This window comes from Streptomyces sp. MUM 203J (genome assembly GCF_022414595.1).
GTDB lineage: Bacteria > Actinomycetota > Actinomycetes > Streptomycetales > Streptomycetaceae > Streptomyces.
This window is the reverse complement of sequence record NZ_JADWYO010000042.1, coordinates 38,344-51,883: the sequence shown is the minus strand read 5'-3', so window position 1 is coordinate 51,883 and position 13,540 is coordinate 38,344. Positions and strand designations below refer to the sequence as shown.

At 73.5% G+C, this 13,540-nt stretch carries 13 protein-coding genes; 8 read left to right on the top strand and 5 right to left on the bottom strand.

Annotated features, from left to right (window positions below):
- Positions 1 to 68: 68 nt before the first annotated feature.
- Positions 69 to 1,175, bottom strand: a complete 1,107-nt coding sequence (dnaN, locus tag I3F58_RS20420) for a DNA polymerase III subunit beta (protein ID WP_240110095.1) — start codon at positions 1,173 to 1,175, stop codon at positions 69 to 71.
- Between the two features lie 45 nt (positions 1,176 to 1,220).
- Positions 1,221 to 1,796 (bottom strand): SMI1/KNR4 family protein, encoded by a 576-nt coding sequence (locus tag I3F58_RS20415; RefSeq protein WP_240110094.1) that lies wholly within the window; start codon positions 1,794 to 1,796, stop codon positions 1,221 to 1,223.
- A gap of 98 nt (positions 1,797 to 1,894) precedes the next feature.
- Between I3F58_RS20415 and I3F58_RS20410 the strand changes: the two genes are divergently transcribed.
- Positions 1,895 to 2,455, top strand: a complete 561-nt coding sequence (locus tag I3F58_RS20410) for a flavodoxin family protein (RefSeq protein WP_240110093.1) — start codon at positions 1,895 to 1,897, stop codon at positions 2,453 to 2,455.
- 29 nt (positions 2,456 to 2,484) lie between these two features.
- Here I3F58_RS20410 and I3F58_RS20405 read toward each other — a convergent pair whose 3' ends face one another.
- Complete coding sequence (locus I3F58_RS20405) at positions 2,485 to 2,898, bottom strand: DUF1992 domain-containing protein (RefSeq protein WP_240110092.1); 414 nt, start codon at positions 2,896 to 2,898, stop codon at positions 2,485 to 2,487.
- A gap of 122 nt (positions 2,899 to 3,020) precedes the next feature.
- Between I3F58_RS20405 and I3F58_RS20400 the strand changes: the two genes are divergently transcribed.
- The gene (locus tag I3F58_RS20400) at positions 3,021 to 3,917 is read left to right on the top strand and encodes a ketopantoate reductase family protein (RefSeq protein ID WP_240110091.1); all 897 of its coding nucleotides are present in this window, start codon (positions 3,021 to 3,023) and stop codon (positions 3,915 to 3,917) included.
- Between the two features lie 189 nt (positions 3,918 to 4,106).
- Here the strand turns inward: I3F58_RS20400 and I3F58_RS20395 are convergent, their stop codons facing one another.
- Entirely contained in the window at positions 4,107 to 4,310 is a 204-nt protein-coding gene (locus I3F58_RS20395; RefSeq protein WP_003967102.1) for a cold-shock protein, read from the bottom strand.
- A gap of 294 nt (positions 4,311 to 4,604) precedes the next feature.
- Here I3F58_RS20395 and I3F58_RS20390 point away from each other — a divergent pair, with 294 nt between their 5' ends.
- Positions 4,605 to 5,465, top strand: coding sequence for a menaquinone biosynthetic enzyme MqnA/MqnD family protein (locus I3F58_RS20390; RefSeq protein WP_240110102.1), 861 nt, complete (start codon positions 4,605 to 4,607; stop codon positions 5,463 to 5,465).
- Positions 5,466 to 5,474: 9 nt separating this feature from the next.
- On the opposite strand, the gene I3F58_RS20385 is transcribed toward I3F58_RS20390, so the two are convergent.
- A complete protein-coding gene (locus tag I3F58_RS20385; protein WP_240110090.1) occupies positions 5,475 to 6,524 on the bottom strand; it encodes an esterase family protein in 1,050 nt (349 codons plus the stop codon).
- Positions 6,525 to 6,714: 190 nt separating this feature from the next.
- On the opposite strand from I3F58_RS20385, the gene I3F58_RS20380 reads away from it, so the two are divergent.
- The 5 genes from I3F58_RS20380 (at position 6,715) to I3F58_RS20360 (ending at position 13,160) form a co-directional block, all read left to right on the top strand.
- Positions 6,715 to 8,421, top strand: coding sequence for a protein kinase (locus I3F58_RS20380; RefSeq protein WP_240110089.1), 1,707 nt, complete (start codon positions 6,715 to 6,717; stop codon positions 8,419 to 8,421).
- A gap of 295 nt (positions 8,422 to 8,716) precedes the next feature.
- Complete coding sequence (gene mqnC / locus I3F58_RS20375) at positions 8,717 to 9,967, top strand: cyclic dehypoxanthinyl futalosine synthase (RefSeq protein WP_240110088.1); 1,251 nt, start codon at positions 8,717 to 8,719, stop codon at positions 9,965 to 9,967.
- 9 nt (positions 9,968 to 9,976) lie between these two features.
- A complete protein-coding gene (locus tag I3F58_RS20370) occupies positions 9,977 to 10,558 on the top strand; it encodes a hypothetical protein (protein ID WP_240110087.1) in 582 nt (193 codons plus the stop codon).
- A gap of 63 nt (positions 10,559 to 10,621) precedes the next feature.
- Positions 10,622 to 11,332, top strand: coding sequence for a demethylmenaquinone methyltransferase (locus I3F58_RS20365; RefSeq protein WP_240110086.1), 711 nt, complete (start codon positions 10,622 to 10,624; stop codon positions 11,330 to 11,332).
- A gap of 301 nt (positions 11,333 to 11,633) precedes the next feature.
- A complete protein-coding gene (locus I3F58_RS20360) occupies positions 11,634 to 13,160 on the top strand; it encodes a zinc ribbon domain-containing protein (RefSeq protein WP_240110103.1) in 1,527 nt (508 codons plus the stop codon).
- Positions 13,161 to 13,540 lie beyond the last annotated feature (380 nt).

Below are 13,540 nucleotides of genomic sequence, written 5' to 3'. Positions count from 1 at the left end.
CGCGGACACACCGCGCTGAAGGGCCAACCACCTGCCAGCCGCGTTCCCAACCTCACAGGGCAATACATCTAGAGCAGGGCCGGGCGCATCGACATCAGGAGGTGCCGGTGCGTGGAGTCCGTGGTCAGGAGGGCGCGTTGGCCCGGGCCCTGGAGGTGGAGGCGGACCGTGGGGGCTGTGAAGGTGGTCAGCGCGTCCAGGAGGTACGCCGGGTTGAAGCCCACCGTCAGGGACTCGGCGCCCTCCAGGGTGGACGGGACGTGCTGGGAGGCCAGGTCATTCTCGTATCCGGCCTGGAGGCGGACCGTGCCGCCGGTGAAGGCGAGCTCCACCGGGCTGTCCCGTTCCGCGACCACCGCCACGCGCTTGACCGCCTCCGTGAGGGCCGCCCGGTCGACGGTCGCCGTCGCATGGGTGCCGTCCAGGGCGAAGAGCTTGTCGGGGCGGGGGAGGCGGCCCTCCAGGAGGCGGGTCGTGGTGTGGCGGGCGGCGGACGAGAGGCCGAGCGTGTGGCTGTCCAGGGCGAGGCTCACCTCTCCTGGGCGGGTGGACAGGGCGCGGGAGATCTCCGTGAGGTGGCGGGACGGGACCAGGGCCTCCGTGGGGGTGTCCGCGGGCGCCTGCGGCTGCCAGGGGATCGTGCGGAGCGCGTACCGGTAGCGGTCCGTGGCCGCGAGGGTCATCGTCTCGCCTGTCAGGGTGAGGTGAATGCCGGTCAGGGCCGGGAGCGTGTCGTCCCGGCCCGCCGCCGGGGACACCTGTCCCACCGCCGCCGCGAAGGTCTCCGCGTCCACCCGCCCCCGCGCCTCCGGCAGCGCGGGCGGCGCCGGGTACTCCTCCGGCGGCAGCAGCGACAGGCCGAACCGAGCCCCGCCGCCGTTCAGCGTCAGTCGCGCCGCGTCCTCGACCGCGCAGTCCACCGGGCCGTCCGGCAGCACCTTGCACACGTCCAGCAGCCTGCGGCCCATCACCAGGGCCCGGCCGGGCCGCCGGGTCCGCGCCTCCGCCTCGGCGCAGGCGGAGGCCTCGTAGTCCTGGCCCGAGAGCCGCAGCCTGTCTCCCTCGGCCTCCAGCAGCAGACCGCCGAGGAGGGGGACCGGGGACCTCGCGGGCAGTGCCCGCGCCGCCCATGTCACGGCTTCCAGCAATTCCCGGCGTTCGATGCGGAGTTCCATGGGCCGGACGGTAGCCCCCGGCACTGACAGTGCCCCGCCGGGCGGCTACCAGCCGTGCCAGCCCTCAGGCCAGTCGTACCACTGGGCGAAGGTGGGGATGCGGCCGTCGGGACCGCGCAGCGGCACGATGTCGTCGCTGGTGACGCGGCGGTCGAACCACATCGTGTCCCGGTACGGGCCCGTGACCACGTACAGGGTGCGGAAGTTGTGGCCGTGCTCCACCAGGTGGACCGCGCCCGCCGTCTTGTGGTCCTCCAGCTCGCCGCACTCGTCGTCCCACGCCTGCCAGGCCACCTGGAAGGCGGCCGGGTCCGGGAAGTCCGACTCCTCCGGTTCGCGGTCGGTGAGCGCCTCGTCCTGCGCGCGGTACGAGTCCGGATGTGGGAACGGAGTGGCGAGCAGGGCCAGGTTCGTGTCCGTGTCGCCCTGCCAGCACCAGCCTGCGGGGCCGTGGTGGAGCGGCTTCATGGTGCCGCCCCCGCGCCGGCCATGGCCGCCCGCACTGACGTGGAGGAGGTGCTCGCGGTAGGCCGACGGGAAGGTGACACCCAGCGCGGCCTCCGCCGCCTGGAGTTCGCGCGGGGACAGGGGCGGGCGGGGGCCTGGAGCTGAGGCGTTCACATGTCGATCGTATGTACGGAATGAACGCGCAGGGTGGGGAGTTGGGATCTTCGACCGACCGAAGTCGATGATCGTCCTGCAAATGGGGAGTGTGCGGCATGACTGCTGCTGCGGAGCGGACCTTTCTCTTCGTCCTGGGGAGCACGCGTACGGACGGCAACACCGAACAGCTCGCACGGCGGGCGGCCGAGCAGTTGCCCGAGGGGTCGAGGCGGGAGTGGGTGCGGCTCACCGATTTGCCGCTGCCCGACTTCGAGGACCTGCGGCACACGGGTGACGGCCGCTTCCCCGAGCCCGCGGGCAACGCGCGGCGGCTGCTGGACGCCACCCTGGGTGCGACGGACGTCGTGATCGCCTCGCCGCTGTACTGGTACAGCCTCTCCACCCCCGCGAAGCTGTACCTCGACCACTGGTCGGCGTGGCTGGAGGCGCCCGAGCTCGCGTTCAAGGACCGCATGGGCGGCAAGACCCTGTGGGGTGTCACGGCGCTGGCCGAGGAGGACCGGACCGTGGCCGACCCGCTGGCCGGTGCGCTGCGCCACACCGCCGCGTACATGGACATGCGGTGGGGCGGGCTGCTGCTCGGCAACGGCAGCGCGCCCGGCCAGGTCCAGTCGGACCACCAGGCGCTGGCCGAGGCGAAGAGCTTCTTCGCCTGACGCGGCGCCCGGCGGGGCCATGCGGGCCGCTATCCGCGGGCCCCGCCTTCGTGGCGGGCGCGCCAGTCCCGTACGACCTCGTCCGCGTCGAACGGCTTCAGGTTCAGCGGCGGGCCCGGCGGTGGGCGGCGCAGGGTCGCGGCGATCTTCTCGTTGATCTCCGCGACGAGGCGGCGGACCTGGGGCTCGGAGGCTGCCCGGGCGATCCGGGCCAGCGTGTCCTCCGCCTCCTTGCGCAGGGCCAGCGCGGGCGGGAGGGAGGACAGGCCCTCGCGGTGCATCTTGTCCTTGATCCACCACAGTTCGTCGTACGGCGCCGAGTCGTCGGGCAGTGGGCGGCCGAAACCCGCGAGGCCCTTGAACTCGCCGCGTTCCGTGGCCTCGCGGATCTGCTTGTCGACCCATGACTCGAAGGTGATACCGGGAGGTTTCCGCTCGGTCATGGATCCAGCGTACGGCTTGCCGCGTGAGGTCCGGCACATCCCCGGTGGGTCGTGATCATCACGGTTTATCGTCGCGACACGTGTCCGTAGGGGAACACAGAGGAACACAGGGAGCGTGTGTGGTGGGGGAGACCGAGCGCCTGAGCGTCGCCGTGCTGGGACCCGGAGGGGTCGGCGGGCTGCTGGCGGGACTGCTGGCGCGGGCCGGGCACCGGGTCGTGTGTCTGGCGGGCGAGGACACCGCGCGTGCCCTGCGTGAGCAGGGGATACGTGTGCGGAGCGGGCAGCACGGGGACTTCCGGGTCGCCGTCGAGGCCGGTACGCGGCTGGAGGAGAGCGTCGACCTGGTGATCGTCGCCGTGAAGGAGACCTCCCTCGCGGAGGCGGTGCGCCGGGTACCGGGGGACGTGCTCGGCGGCGGCAGCCTCGTCGTGCCCCTGCTGAACGGGGTCGAGCACCTGGAGTTCCTGCGGGAGCGGTACGGCTCCCGGCGGGTCGCCGCCGGGGCCATCCGGGTCGAGGCGACCCGGGTCGCACCCGGGGTGATCGAGCACGGCACGGCGTTCACCGATGTCGAACTGGCCGGGCCCGACGCGTTGCGGGGGCGGCTCGAGCGGCTGGCCGGAGTGCTGGACGCGGCCGGGGTGACGGCGCGGGTCACCGGCGACGAGGGCGCCGCGCTCTGGTCCAAGCTCGCGCTGCTGGCGCCGTTCGCGCTGCTGACCACGCGGTACGGGCTCACCATCGGTGAGGTGCGGAGTCTGCGGCGGGACGAGCTGCGGGCCGCGGTGCGCGAGGTCGCGGCCGTCGGTGCCGCTGCGGGGGTGCCCACCGACGTGGAGGCGATCATGGGCCGGTACGAGGCGTTTCCGGCCGCCGCCAAGTCGTCCATGCAGCGGGACGCCGAGGCCGGGCGGCCGCTGGAGCTGGACGCGATCGGCGGGGCCGTGGTGCGGGCGGCCGGGCGGCACGGGGTGGCGGTGCCGGTGGTCGCGGGGCTGGTGGAGGCGCTGCGGTAGCTGTGCCCCGGGGCGTCCCGGCTGTGCCCGATGGCCGCAGCGTGGCGCGCCCCCTTTCCCGGGGCCGGGGGCTGTGCTGCCGGACGGGCCGGGACAAGGCAGGAGCCCCGTTTCCGCATGCGCGGGAACGGGGCTCCTTGGTACTGCTCAAGTCAAGGCGATCGTCGCCCGTCGAACGTCAGAAAGACGTCAGGCGGGGGTGACGTTCTCCGCCTGCGGGCCCTTCGGGCCCTGCGTGACGTCGAAGTTCACGACCTGGTTCTCCTCCAGGGAGCGGAAGCCAGACGCGTTGATCGCGGAGTAGTGGACGAAGACATCCGGGCCGCCGCCGTCCTGGGCGATGAAGCCGAAGCCCTTTTCAGCGTTGAACCACTTGACGGTTCCGGTAGCCATAAAGCCCTCCTTGGGCCAAAGGGTCGCCCTGCTCCAGAACCTGCACACAAGTCTGAAAACTACAAAAGCCTGCGGTCACATGCTCCGCAGGCTCTGTACTGCAAGGGAAACCAAACTGCAACTTGCGTTGAGCCTAGCACGCAGCGTACGGACTGCGGTAGAGGGAAAGATCACCCCTTCAGGACGTCACCCGGATGTTTGAACGGAGGGAGGGGTGAGTAAGGGAACGCGCGGGGGCGGCCACCCTGTGGGACGGGGACATCCCGGCCGGTCTAGCCTCCCAGTGTGGACACAGTGCACAGCTCTCGGCGGACCCGGCCCCGCGTCGGTCACATTCAGTTCCTGAACTGCCTGCCCCTCTACTGGGGGCTCGCCCGTACCGGGACCCTGCTGGATCTCGACCTCAGCAAGGACACGCCCGAGCGGCTCAGCGAGCAGCTCGTCGGCGGGGGGCTCGACATCGGGCCGATCACGCTGGTCGAGTACCTCCGGCACGCCGGTGAGCTGGTCGCCTTCCCCGACCTCGCCGTCGGCTGCGACGGGCCTGTCATGTCCTGCGTGATCGTCTCCCAGCGGCCCCTGGCCGAGCTGGACGGCGCCCGCGTCGCGCTCGGCTCCACCTCCCGCACGTCCGTACGGCTCGCGCGGCTGCTGCTCGCGGAGCGGTACGGAGTCGCACCCGACTACTACACCTGCCCGCCCGACCTGGGGGTGATGATGCAGGAGGCGGACGCGGCGGTGCTCATCGGGGACGCCGCGCTGCGGGCCTCGCTGCACGACGCGCCCCGCCTCGGGCTCCAGGTCCACGACCTGGGCTCGATGTGGAAGGAGTGGACCGGGCTGCCGTTCGTGTTCGCCGTGTGGGCGGTGCGGAGGGACTATCTGGCCGCCGCCCCCGGAGTCGTGCGGGACGTGCACCGGGCGTTTCTGGAGTCCCGGGACGTGTCGCTGGAGGAGGTCGGCAAGGTCGCCGAGCAGGCCGCGCGCTGGGAGACCTTCGACGCGGGCCTGCTGGAGCGCTACTTCACCACCCTCGACTTCCGGTTCGGGGCCGAACAGCTCGCGGGTGTGCGGGAGTTCGCCCGCCGGATCGGGCCCACGACCGGGTTTCCCGCGGATGTGCGGGTCGAGCTGCTCGGAGGCCGGGGGGCCTGAGGGCGCGGCTCACGACGACGGGACCGGGGCCTGCATGTGCTCGCTGATCCACTGGATCGAGCCGTCCTCCATGCCCTTCACATACGTCCTGGCGTTGTGGTCGCCGTCCCGGATGACCTCCAGCCGGGTCTTCACCGGTCCCTTGCCGTACTTCTTCATGAAGGAGCGGAGGTTGCCGAGGCCGGACTCGTTCGTACCGATCTGGAACGCGAGGTAGACGTCCCTGGCCGGACCGGCCGGCTGCTTCGACAGGGCCTCGGCCAGCTTTTCCGGGTTGTTCGCCTGCCTTTCCGCCTCGTGGCCCGACCACAGCGGGGAGTCCGGCACCGTGTCCGGGCCGGACGCGATGACCGCCTTGAACCGGTCCGGGTGCTGGAGAACGGACTTCAGCCCGACGAAGGCGCCCGACGACGACCCCATGAACGCCCAGCCGTCGCGGGACGCGAACGTACGGAAATTCGCCCTGACGAAATCGGGAACGTCCTCTGTCATCCAGGTGCCCATCTTCTGCTGCCCCGGGATGTCGCTGCCGTCGTAGTAGTACTTGTCGTCCGGGTTGAGGACCGGCATCACGACGATGAACGGAAGGCTCTTGCCCTCCCTGGACCACTTGCTGATGCTGCTCTGCAGCTTCAGGTCGGTGCCCATCCAGTAATTCTTCGGATAGCCGTTGCCGCCGGGCAGCGCGATCAGCACCGGGAAGCCGCTGTTCGCGTACTGCGGGTCGAAATACTGCTGCGGCGCCCACACCCACACCTTGCCCGTGAAGCCGGACTTCCTGCCCTTGAGCGTGGCCACGGCGATCTTCGTGCCGTCGTCGACCGTGTTGGCGGCGGTGAACTCCGCCTTGGGGCCGGTGGGCATGAGGGTCCTGGCCCCGCCCGCGGCCTCCCGCGGCCGGGCACCGGCCGCCGCCTTCCCCTCGTCCCCGGCCGGGCCGGCCGACTGGTTCTGCGCGCGCGGGGTGTCGAAGGAGACGGGTTCGCCCGAACAGCCCGTGGCCAGCGCGAGCGAACCGAGAGCGGCGGCGGCCACGAGTGCCTTCAGCGGTCGTTTCATGGGAGTACTCCGGGGCTTGGAGGGAGACCTGGGGCGGGGGCGTGGTCGATTACGGCCAGATAGATGACGGAATGCCCGGTCGGGTTGGCCGCCGGGACGGGGGGAATCGACGGGGGCGCGCTTCTGGCGGCCCTTACGCTGCTGTCGGTATCTGCGGTGGTACGCGCACGGATTCGGGGGAGCAGTGGCCATGCAGCCGTTGGACGCGGACGAACCACGGGCGATCGGCTCCTACCGGCTGCTCGGCAGGCTGGGCGCGGGAGGCATGGGCCGGGTCTACCTCGCCCGCAGCGCGGGCGGGCGGACCGTCGCCGTCAAGGTCGTCCATCCGCACTTCGCGCTCGACGAGGAGTTCCGGGAGCGGTTCCGGCGCGAGGTGGCGTCGGCCCGGCGGGTCGGCGCCGAGTGGACCGCGCCCGTGCTGGACGCCGACCCCGAGGCGCCCGTCCCGTGGGTCGCGACCGGGTACGTGGCCGGGCCCCCGCTGTCCCGGGCCGTCGCCGCGCACGGGCCCCTGCCGGAGCGGTCGGTACGGGTCCTCGGCGCGGGTCTGGCGGAGGCACTGGCCGCCGTGCACGGCCTCGGGCTCGTCCACCGGGACGTCAAGCCGTCCAACGTGCTGCTCGCGCTGGACGGGCCGCGGCTCATCGACTTCGGCATCGCGCGGGCCACGGACGGCACCGCGTCGCTCACCTCCACGGGGGTGTCGGTCGGCTCACCCGGCTACATGTCGCCCGAGCAGATCCTCGGCAAGGCGGGCGGGGCCGGGATCGGCGGGGCGACCGACGTCTTCTCGCTGGGCGCGGTCCTGGCCTTCGCGGCGACCGGCCGGGAACCCTTCTCAGGGGACTCGTCGGCGGCGCTGCTGTACAAGGTCGTCCACGAAGAGCCCGACCTGGCGCCGGAGCTGGCCGGGGAGCTGCGGGAGCTGGTGGCCGCGTGCCTGGCCAAGGACCCGGAGGCCAGGCCCGCCCCCGGGGAACTGGCGCGGGCGCTCGCGCCGGGCGGGGCGGCGGCGTCGGCGGCGGGCGGGTGGCTGCCGCCGGGCGTCGTCGAGGACGTCAGCCGGGCGGTGGTCCGGCTGCTGGACCTGGAGGCGGCGAGTCCGGTTGCGGGGGATGAGCCTGCGGCCTCGCCCGCGCCCGGCCCGGGGCCCGCGTCCGGTCCCGTGCCCTTCAGCAGCCCGGCCGTCGCACCCGGGGCGGAACGGAGCCCGACCGCCTCCGGCGGCTTCGGCCCGCCCGTCGCGCAGCTGCCGACCATGGACGCGGTGCCGCCGCCCCGCGCCCCGGTGTCCGTCTCCGTCTCCGCCGCCAGCGAGCCCGCCGGCCCCAGGGGCGGCCGTCGGGTCAGCTGCACGCTCGCCCTCGCGGTGGCGGGCGCGGTGGCCGCCGCCACGGTGGGCGCGGCCGTGCTCTTCGACCTGCTGCCGGGCAGCGGGGAGCACCGGGACGTGGCGGGGGAGGCGCCCGGCACCACGGCGAGCACCAGCGCCTCCGCCCCGGTGGCGGACGGCACCACCGCATCCGCGGTGCCGCAGGCGTTCGTCGGCACGTGGAAGGGTGCGGTCACGGTCGAGCACCCGGTCCTCGGCGAGTTCTCCGGCGGCACCTTCGAGGTCGTCGTCAAGGACGGGAAGCTCAAGGAGCGCATCGGCACGGTCGACCAGTGGGACCAACTGGGCCGCCACATCTGTCAGGACGTCCTCGCCCTGCGCAGCGCCACCGACGACACCCTCGTGACCGAGAGCTCCCCCGGCGAGAAGAGCGGCGGCCCCTGCACCGGGGGCACCCACACCGTCACCCTGCGCCTCAAGGACGGCAAGCTTCACTACACCTCCGACGACAAGGCGGCGGGCAGCCCCCGCGCCGTCCTGGACCGCCGGGACCAGGACTGAAACGACGAGAACGGCGGTGCTCCCGAGGACCGGCCGCGCGGCCGGCGGTACACCCGTCGTCGGCGCAACGTGACGGGAGGCGGGGCCGCGCGGGAGGCGCCCGCCCCCGCCGCGTCAGCCCGCGCGGGTCCAGCCCGGACCGGTGACCGCCGGGGCGCAGCCGTCCCGGTGGTCCTCGCCGGTGGGCGCTCGTCGCGTGGTGAGCCGGAGAAGGCACCCCACGGTCAGGAGCCGCCGCAGCCCCTGGCGTAGGCTGGGCCGTCCCTGTACAGACCCGCCGAAAGGTACGCACCCGGTGACCGAGAAGGCCGATCTCCAGTCCGTTCTCGACCGCGCCGCCGACGGTGGGCGGATCACGCCCGAGGAAGCGCTCGACCTGTACCGGTCCGCGCCCCTGCACGCGCTCGGCGCCGCCGCCGACGCGGTGCGGCGCCGCCGCTACGCCGGTACCGAGCACATCGCGACGTACATCATCGAGCGCAACATCAACTACACCAACGTGTGCGTCACCGCGTGCCGGTTCTGCGCCTTCTACGCCGCGCCCAAGGACACCGCGAAGGGCTGGACGCGGGACCTGGACGACATCCTGCGGCGCTGCGCCGAGACCGTCGAACTCGGCGGCACGCAGATCATGTTCCAGGGCGGCCACCACCCCGACTACGGCGTGGAGTACTACGAGAAGCACTTCTCCGCCATCAAGAAGGAGTTCCCGCAGCTCGTCATCCACTCCCTCGGCGCCAGCGAGGTCGAGCACATGGCGCGGATCTCGGGGGTCTCCGTCGAGGAGGCGATCACCCGCATCCACGCCGCCGGGCTCGACTCCTTCGCCGGAGCCGGTGCCGAACTGCTGCCCGAGCGGCCCCGCAAGGCCATCGCGCCGCTCAAGGAGTCCGGGGAGCGATGGCTGGAGATCATGGAGATCGCCCACGGGCTGGGTGTCGAGTCCACCTCCACCATGCTCATGGGCACCGGTGAGACCAACGCCGAGCGGATCGAGCACCTCCGCATGATCCGCGACGTGCAGGACCGGACGGGCGGCTTCCGCGCCTTCATCCCGTACACGTACCAGCCCGAGAACAACCACCTGAAGGGCCGCACCCAGGCGACCCTCTTCGAGTACCTGCGCATGATCGCCATCGCGCGGCTGTTCCTCGACAACGTCGCCCACATCCAGGGCTCCTGGCTCACCACGGGCAAGGAGGTCGGCCAGCTCTCCCTGCACTACGGCGCCGACGACCTGGGCTCCGTCATGCTGGAGGAGAACGTCGTCTCGTCCGCCGGGGCCAGGCACCGCTCCAACCGGCTGGAGCTGATCGACCTCATCCGCAAGGCCGGCCGGGTGCCCGCACAGCGCGCCACGACGTACGAGCACCTCGTCGTCCATGACGACCCGGCCGACGACCCGGCCGACGATCGTGTGGTGTCGCACATGTCGTCCACCGCCGTCGAGGGCGGAGGGGTGGCGCGTAGCGCCTCGGACAAGGGCGATGGCGGGCGACAGGGCGGCACCGCGCACCCCGAGCTGAAGCTGCTCGACGCGAACTGACGCGCGCGGATGCTGACCCTTCACCGGCCGCTGCGTGGCGTGCGGCTCACCTCCGGCGAGGACGCCCCGACCGAGGCCGGGTACGCCGTCGTCGTCGGCGGCGGGCGGATCGCGGCCCTCGGGCCGTACGAGGAGCTGCTCCGCTCGTACGTGACGGGAGTCCCCGCCGCGCGAGCCGCCCGGGTCCGGGAGTGGGACGGGGTGCTGACGCCCGGGCGCTGCGAGCCGGATGCCGCCGCCCTGCTGGAGGGCGCGTACTGGCCCGACCCGCGCGAGGCCGAAGAGCTCGGCACCGAGCCGCTGCGCGGTGACGCGCTGGCCGCGCTCTCCATGGGCGACACGCGCTGGGGGGCGAGCGCCCGGCGCGGTGTGCAGCGGCTGCTGGCACGCGGCACGACGGCGCTGACCGGGACGCTCACCCGCCCGGCGGTGCGGGCAGCCGTCGTACGCTCCGGTGTCCGGTACACCGAGCGGGGGGCGCCGCGCCGGGCGCTCGTGCCCTCCGGTGCCGCCGACTTCGCCGTCTTCGCCGAGGACGGCACGTGTGTCGCGACCGTGCTCGGCGGGCGGCTGGTGCACCGGCGGGCCTGACCGCGCGGGGGCGGGCCACGGCCGTGCGCGGTCAGGCCCGGCCGCCCTGCTTGAATGGGGCGCGTGACCCGAGCAAAGCTGGACAAGCAGCCGCACGAAGTCGCCTCGATGTTCGACGACGTCGCGGCGAACTACGACCTCACCAACGACGTGCTCTCCCTCTTCCAGGACCGCCGCTGGCGCAAGGAGACGGCGCGGGCCGTCGACGCCGGGCCGGGGCAGCGGGTGCTGGACCTGGCCGCCGGGACCGGGACGTCCTCGATGGCGTTCGTGGCGAGCGGCGCGTACGTCGTGCCGTGCGACTTCTCCCTCGGGATGCTGACGGAGGGCAAGAAGCGGCACCCGTGGCTGCCGCTCACCGCGGGCGACGCCATGCGACTGCCCTTCCAGGACGGGGTGTTCGACGCCGTCACCATCTCGTTCGGGCTGCGCAACGTCCAGGACACGGACGCGGCGCTGCGCGAGCTGTACCGGGTGACCAAGCCCGGCGGGCGGGTCGTGATCTGCGAGTTCTCGCACGCGACCTGGGGGCCTTTCCGCAAGGTGTACGAGGAGTACCTGATGCGCGCGCTGCCGTCGGTCGCGCGGACCGTCTCCTCCAACCCGGAGGCGTACGTGTATCTCGCGGAGTCCATCCAGAGCTGGCCGGAGCAGCGCGAGCTGGCCGGGATGCTTCAGAAGGCCGGCTGGTCGAAGGTGGCGTGGCGGAACCTGTCGGGCGGGATCGTCGCGCTGCACCGGGGTGTCAAGGAGACCGAGCCGGAAGGTGCTTGAGGCGAAGCGGCGCTGAGCGGAAGGAGTTTGACGCCGCGCGGCCGGTGGGGAGGATGGAGGGCCCGTTCCTCGCGGAACGTTCTTCGTCCCCTACTGCCGGGAGCAGCCCATGGCGTCGCCGCCGCCCCTTCCGCCCTGCCCGCACTGTGGAGCCCGGACACCGGGAGGACCGGCCCACTGCGTGAACTGCGGGCGGCCCGCGGCGATGCAGGGGATGCCTGCGGTGCCTCCGCCGGCCGCACCTCCTGTCATGCCTCCCGCGAGGATGCCCGCCGGGCCGCCTCCGCCGGGGGCCCCGCCCGTGGGCCCGCCCCCGCCGCCCGGGTTCGCGCCCGCCGCCGCGCCCTCCCCCGTGGGGGTGTTCTTCGGGCGGGCGTTCCGGGGCGACTGGGCGTCCGCCGCGAAGGCCGCCGCCTGGCCGGTCGGACTGCTGCTCGCGCTCGCGCTGGCCCTGTCGATCCCCTCGTACGGGCAGGACTCGGACGATGTGTTGGTCGGCTGGAGCGACCGGCTGCGGATCGCGCTCGCGGCGCTGCTCCAGGCCTTCGGCGGGGGCTTCGGGATGAGGGCGGCGGAGAACACGGACCCGTACGGAACCGGGTCGCCCTACGGCTCCGGCTCGTACGGCGGATTCGGCGGCGGCTCCGCGTACGCGCAGGCCGGCGCGGACCTGTCGCTGGTGCCGCTGACGGTGACGCTGCTGTGGATCGGCGCACTGTACCTGGGCGCGCGGGGACTGCGGCGGCGCGGGGCCGGGGTCGACGCGGCGGTGCGGGTCGCGCTGCCGGCGGGCGGTGCGGTGCTGCTGTTCGGGCTGTTCGCTCAGCCCGAGATCGCGGGCGTCGCCGTGGAGACCTCGCCGGTGGTGGCGGCGCTGGTGGCCCTGGTGCTGGCGGTGGCCGTCACGGTGGGCGTGCTCCAGCGCGACGACCTCGCACAGTGGCTGTCGGCCCGCCCGGCCGCGTACACCGCGGTGCGGGCGCTCGGCACGGCGGTGCGGGCGCTGGGCGTCCTCGTCGGGGTGGGTGCGCTGATCGGGTTCATCGGGTACGCGAGTGTGGACGAGGTGGACGGTTCGGCGCTGCTGGTGGCCCTGCCGGTCCTGCCCAACCTGGGCGTCGCGGCACTGGGGCTGTGCTGGGGCGTGCCGCTGGAGTACGACGTCCAGGGGCGGATCGGCCTCCTCGGCTCGGGCCGCGAGACGGGCACGCTGGGGCTGCCGGAGCTGGTCGACCTGTGGGGCGGCTGGGCCGTGACCGGCATGGTCGCGCTGGGTGTCGCGGGTGCGCTGACGCTCGGTGTGTGGGCCGCACGGCGCCACCCGGGCACGGGCGGCCGCATCCTGGCGGGGGCCCTCTTCCTGGGCCTGTTCCTGCTGCTGGCGGGCGTGAGCGGCATCTCCTGGCGGATGGCGGGGGGTGCGGGCTCCGGCGCGCTGTACGGAGTGGTGCGAGGCTTCTTCGAGGTGACGCCCGGCGCGGCGGACGCGCTGTTGTTCGGCCTGCTGTGGGCGGGCGCGGGGATCGCCGTGGGCCCGTACGTGCTGCGGCTCGTCGGCCGGGGCGGCGCGGCGGGGCCGGGCTTCGCGGTTCCCGGTGCTGCGGGGTCTGGCGCCGTTCCGCCGCAGGGTCACCCCCCGCAGCCCGGTGCCTACCCGGGCGGCCAGCCGGGCGTCTACCCGGGCGCCCAGCCGGGTGGCTACCCCGGCGCCCCGGGTGGCTACCCCGGCACCCCGGGTGGCTACCCCGGCGCCCCGACGGGGGGTGCCCCCTACCCGCCGCCGCACCAGATGCCGCCGCAGGGGCCCCCGCCGGGGCAGGGCGCCTGACTCCCGTCCCACCCCGCCCCTTCCCGTGACAGGGGTTCCGCTCCCGACGCGGGAAGGGACGCCCGCCGGGCGGCGGCCATCGGGCAGGGCGGGAACCACGGCTCCGGCTCGCACCGGTGGCTCCGTGCCCTTCCCCCGGGACCGGCACGGGAACTCCTCCCACCCGGGACCGGTACCGGGACCTCCCGACCCGTGCCGGGCGTCAGGCGTGAGGCCGGGGCCGGGTGCCGGTGAGGCCCCGCCCCTGCCGTCCGGGTCCAGCGGGGTTCCCGGGAGGAAGCCGTGCCCGGCGTCGTGGCGGCCGGGGCCGTCCCGCTCGGACGAAGCCGGGGGCCGTCGGAGTCACCCGGTGCCGGGCGCGGGCGTCCTCCTCCGCCGGG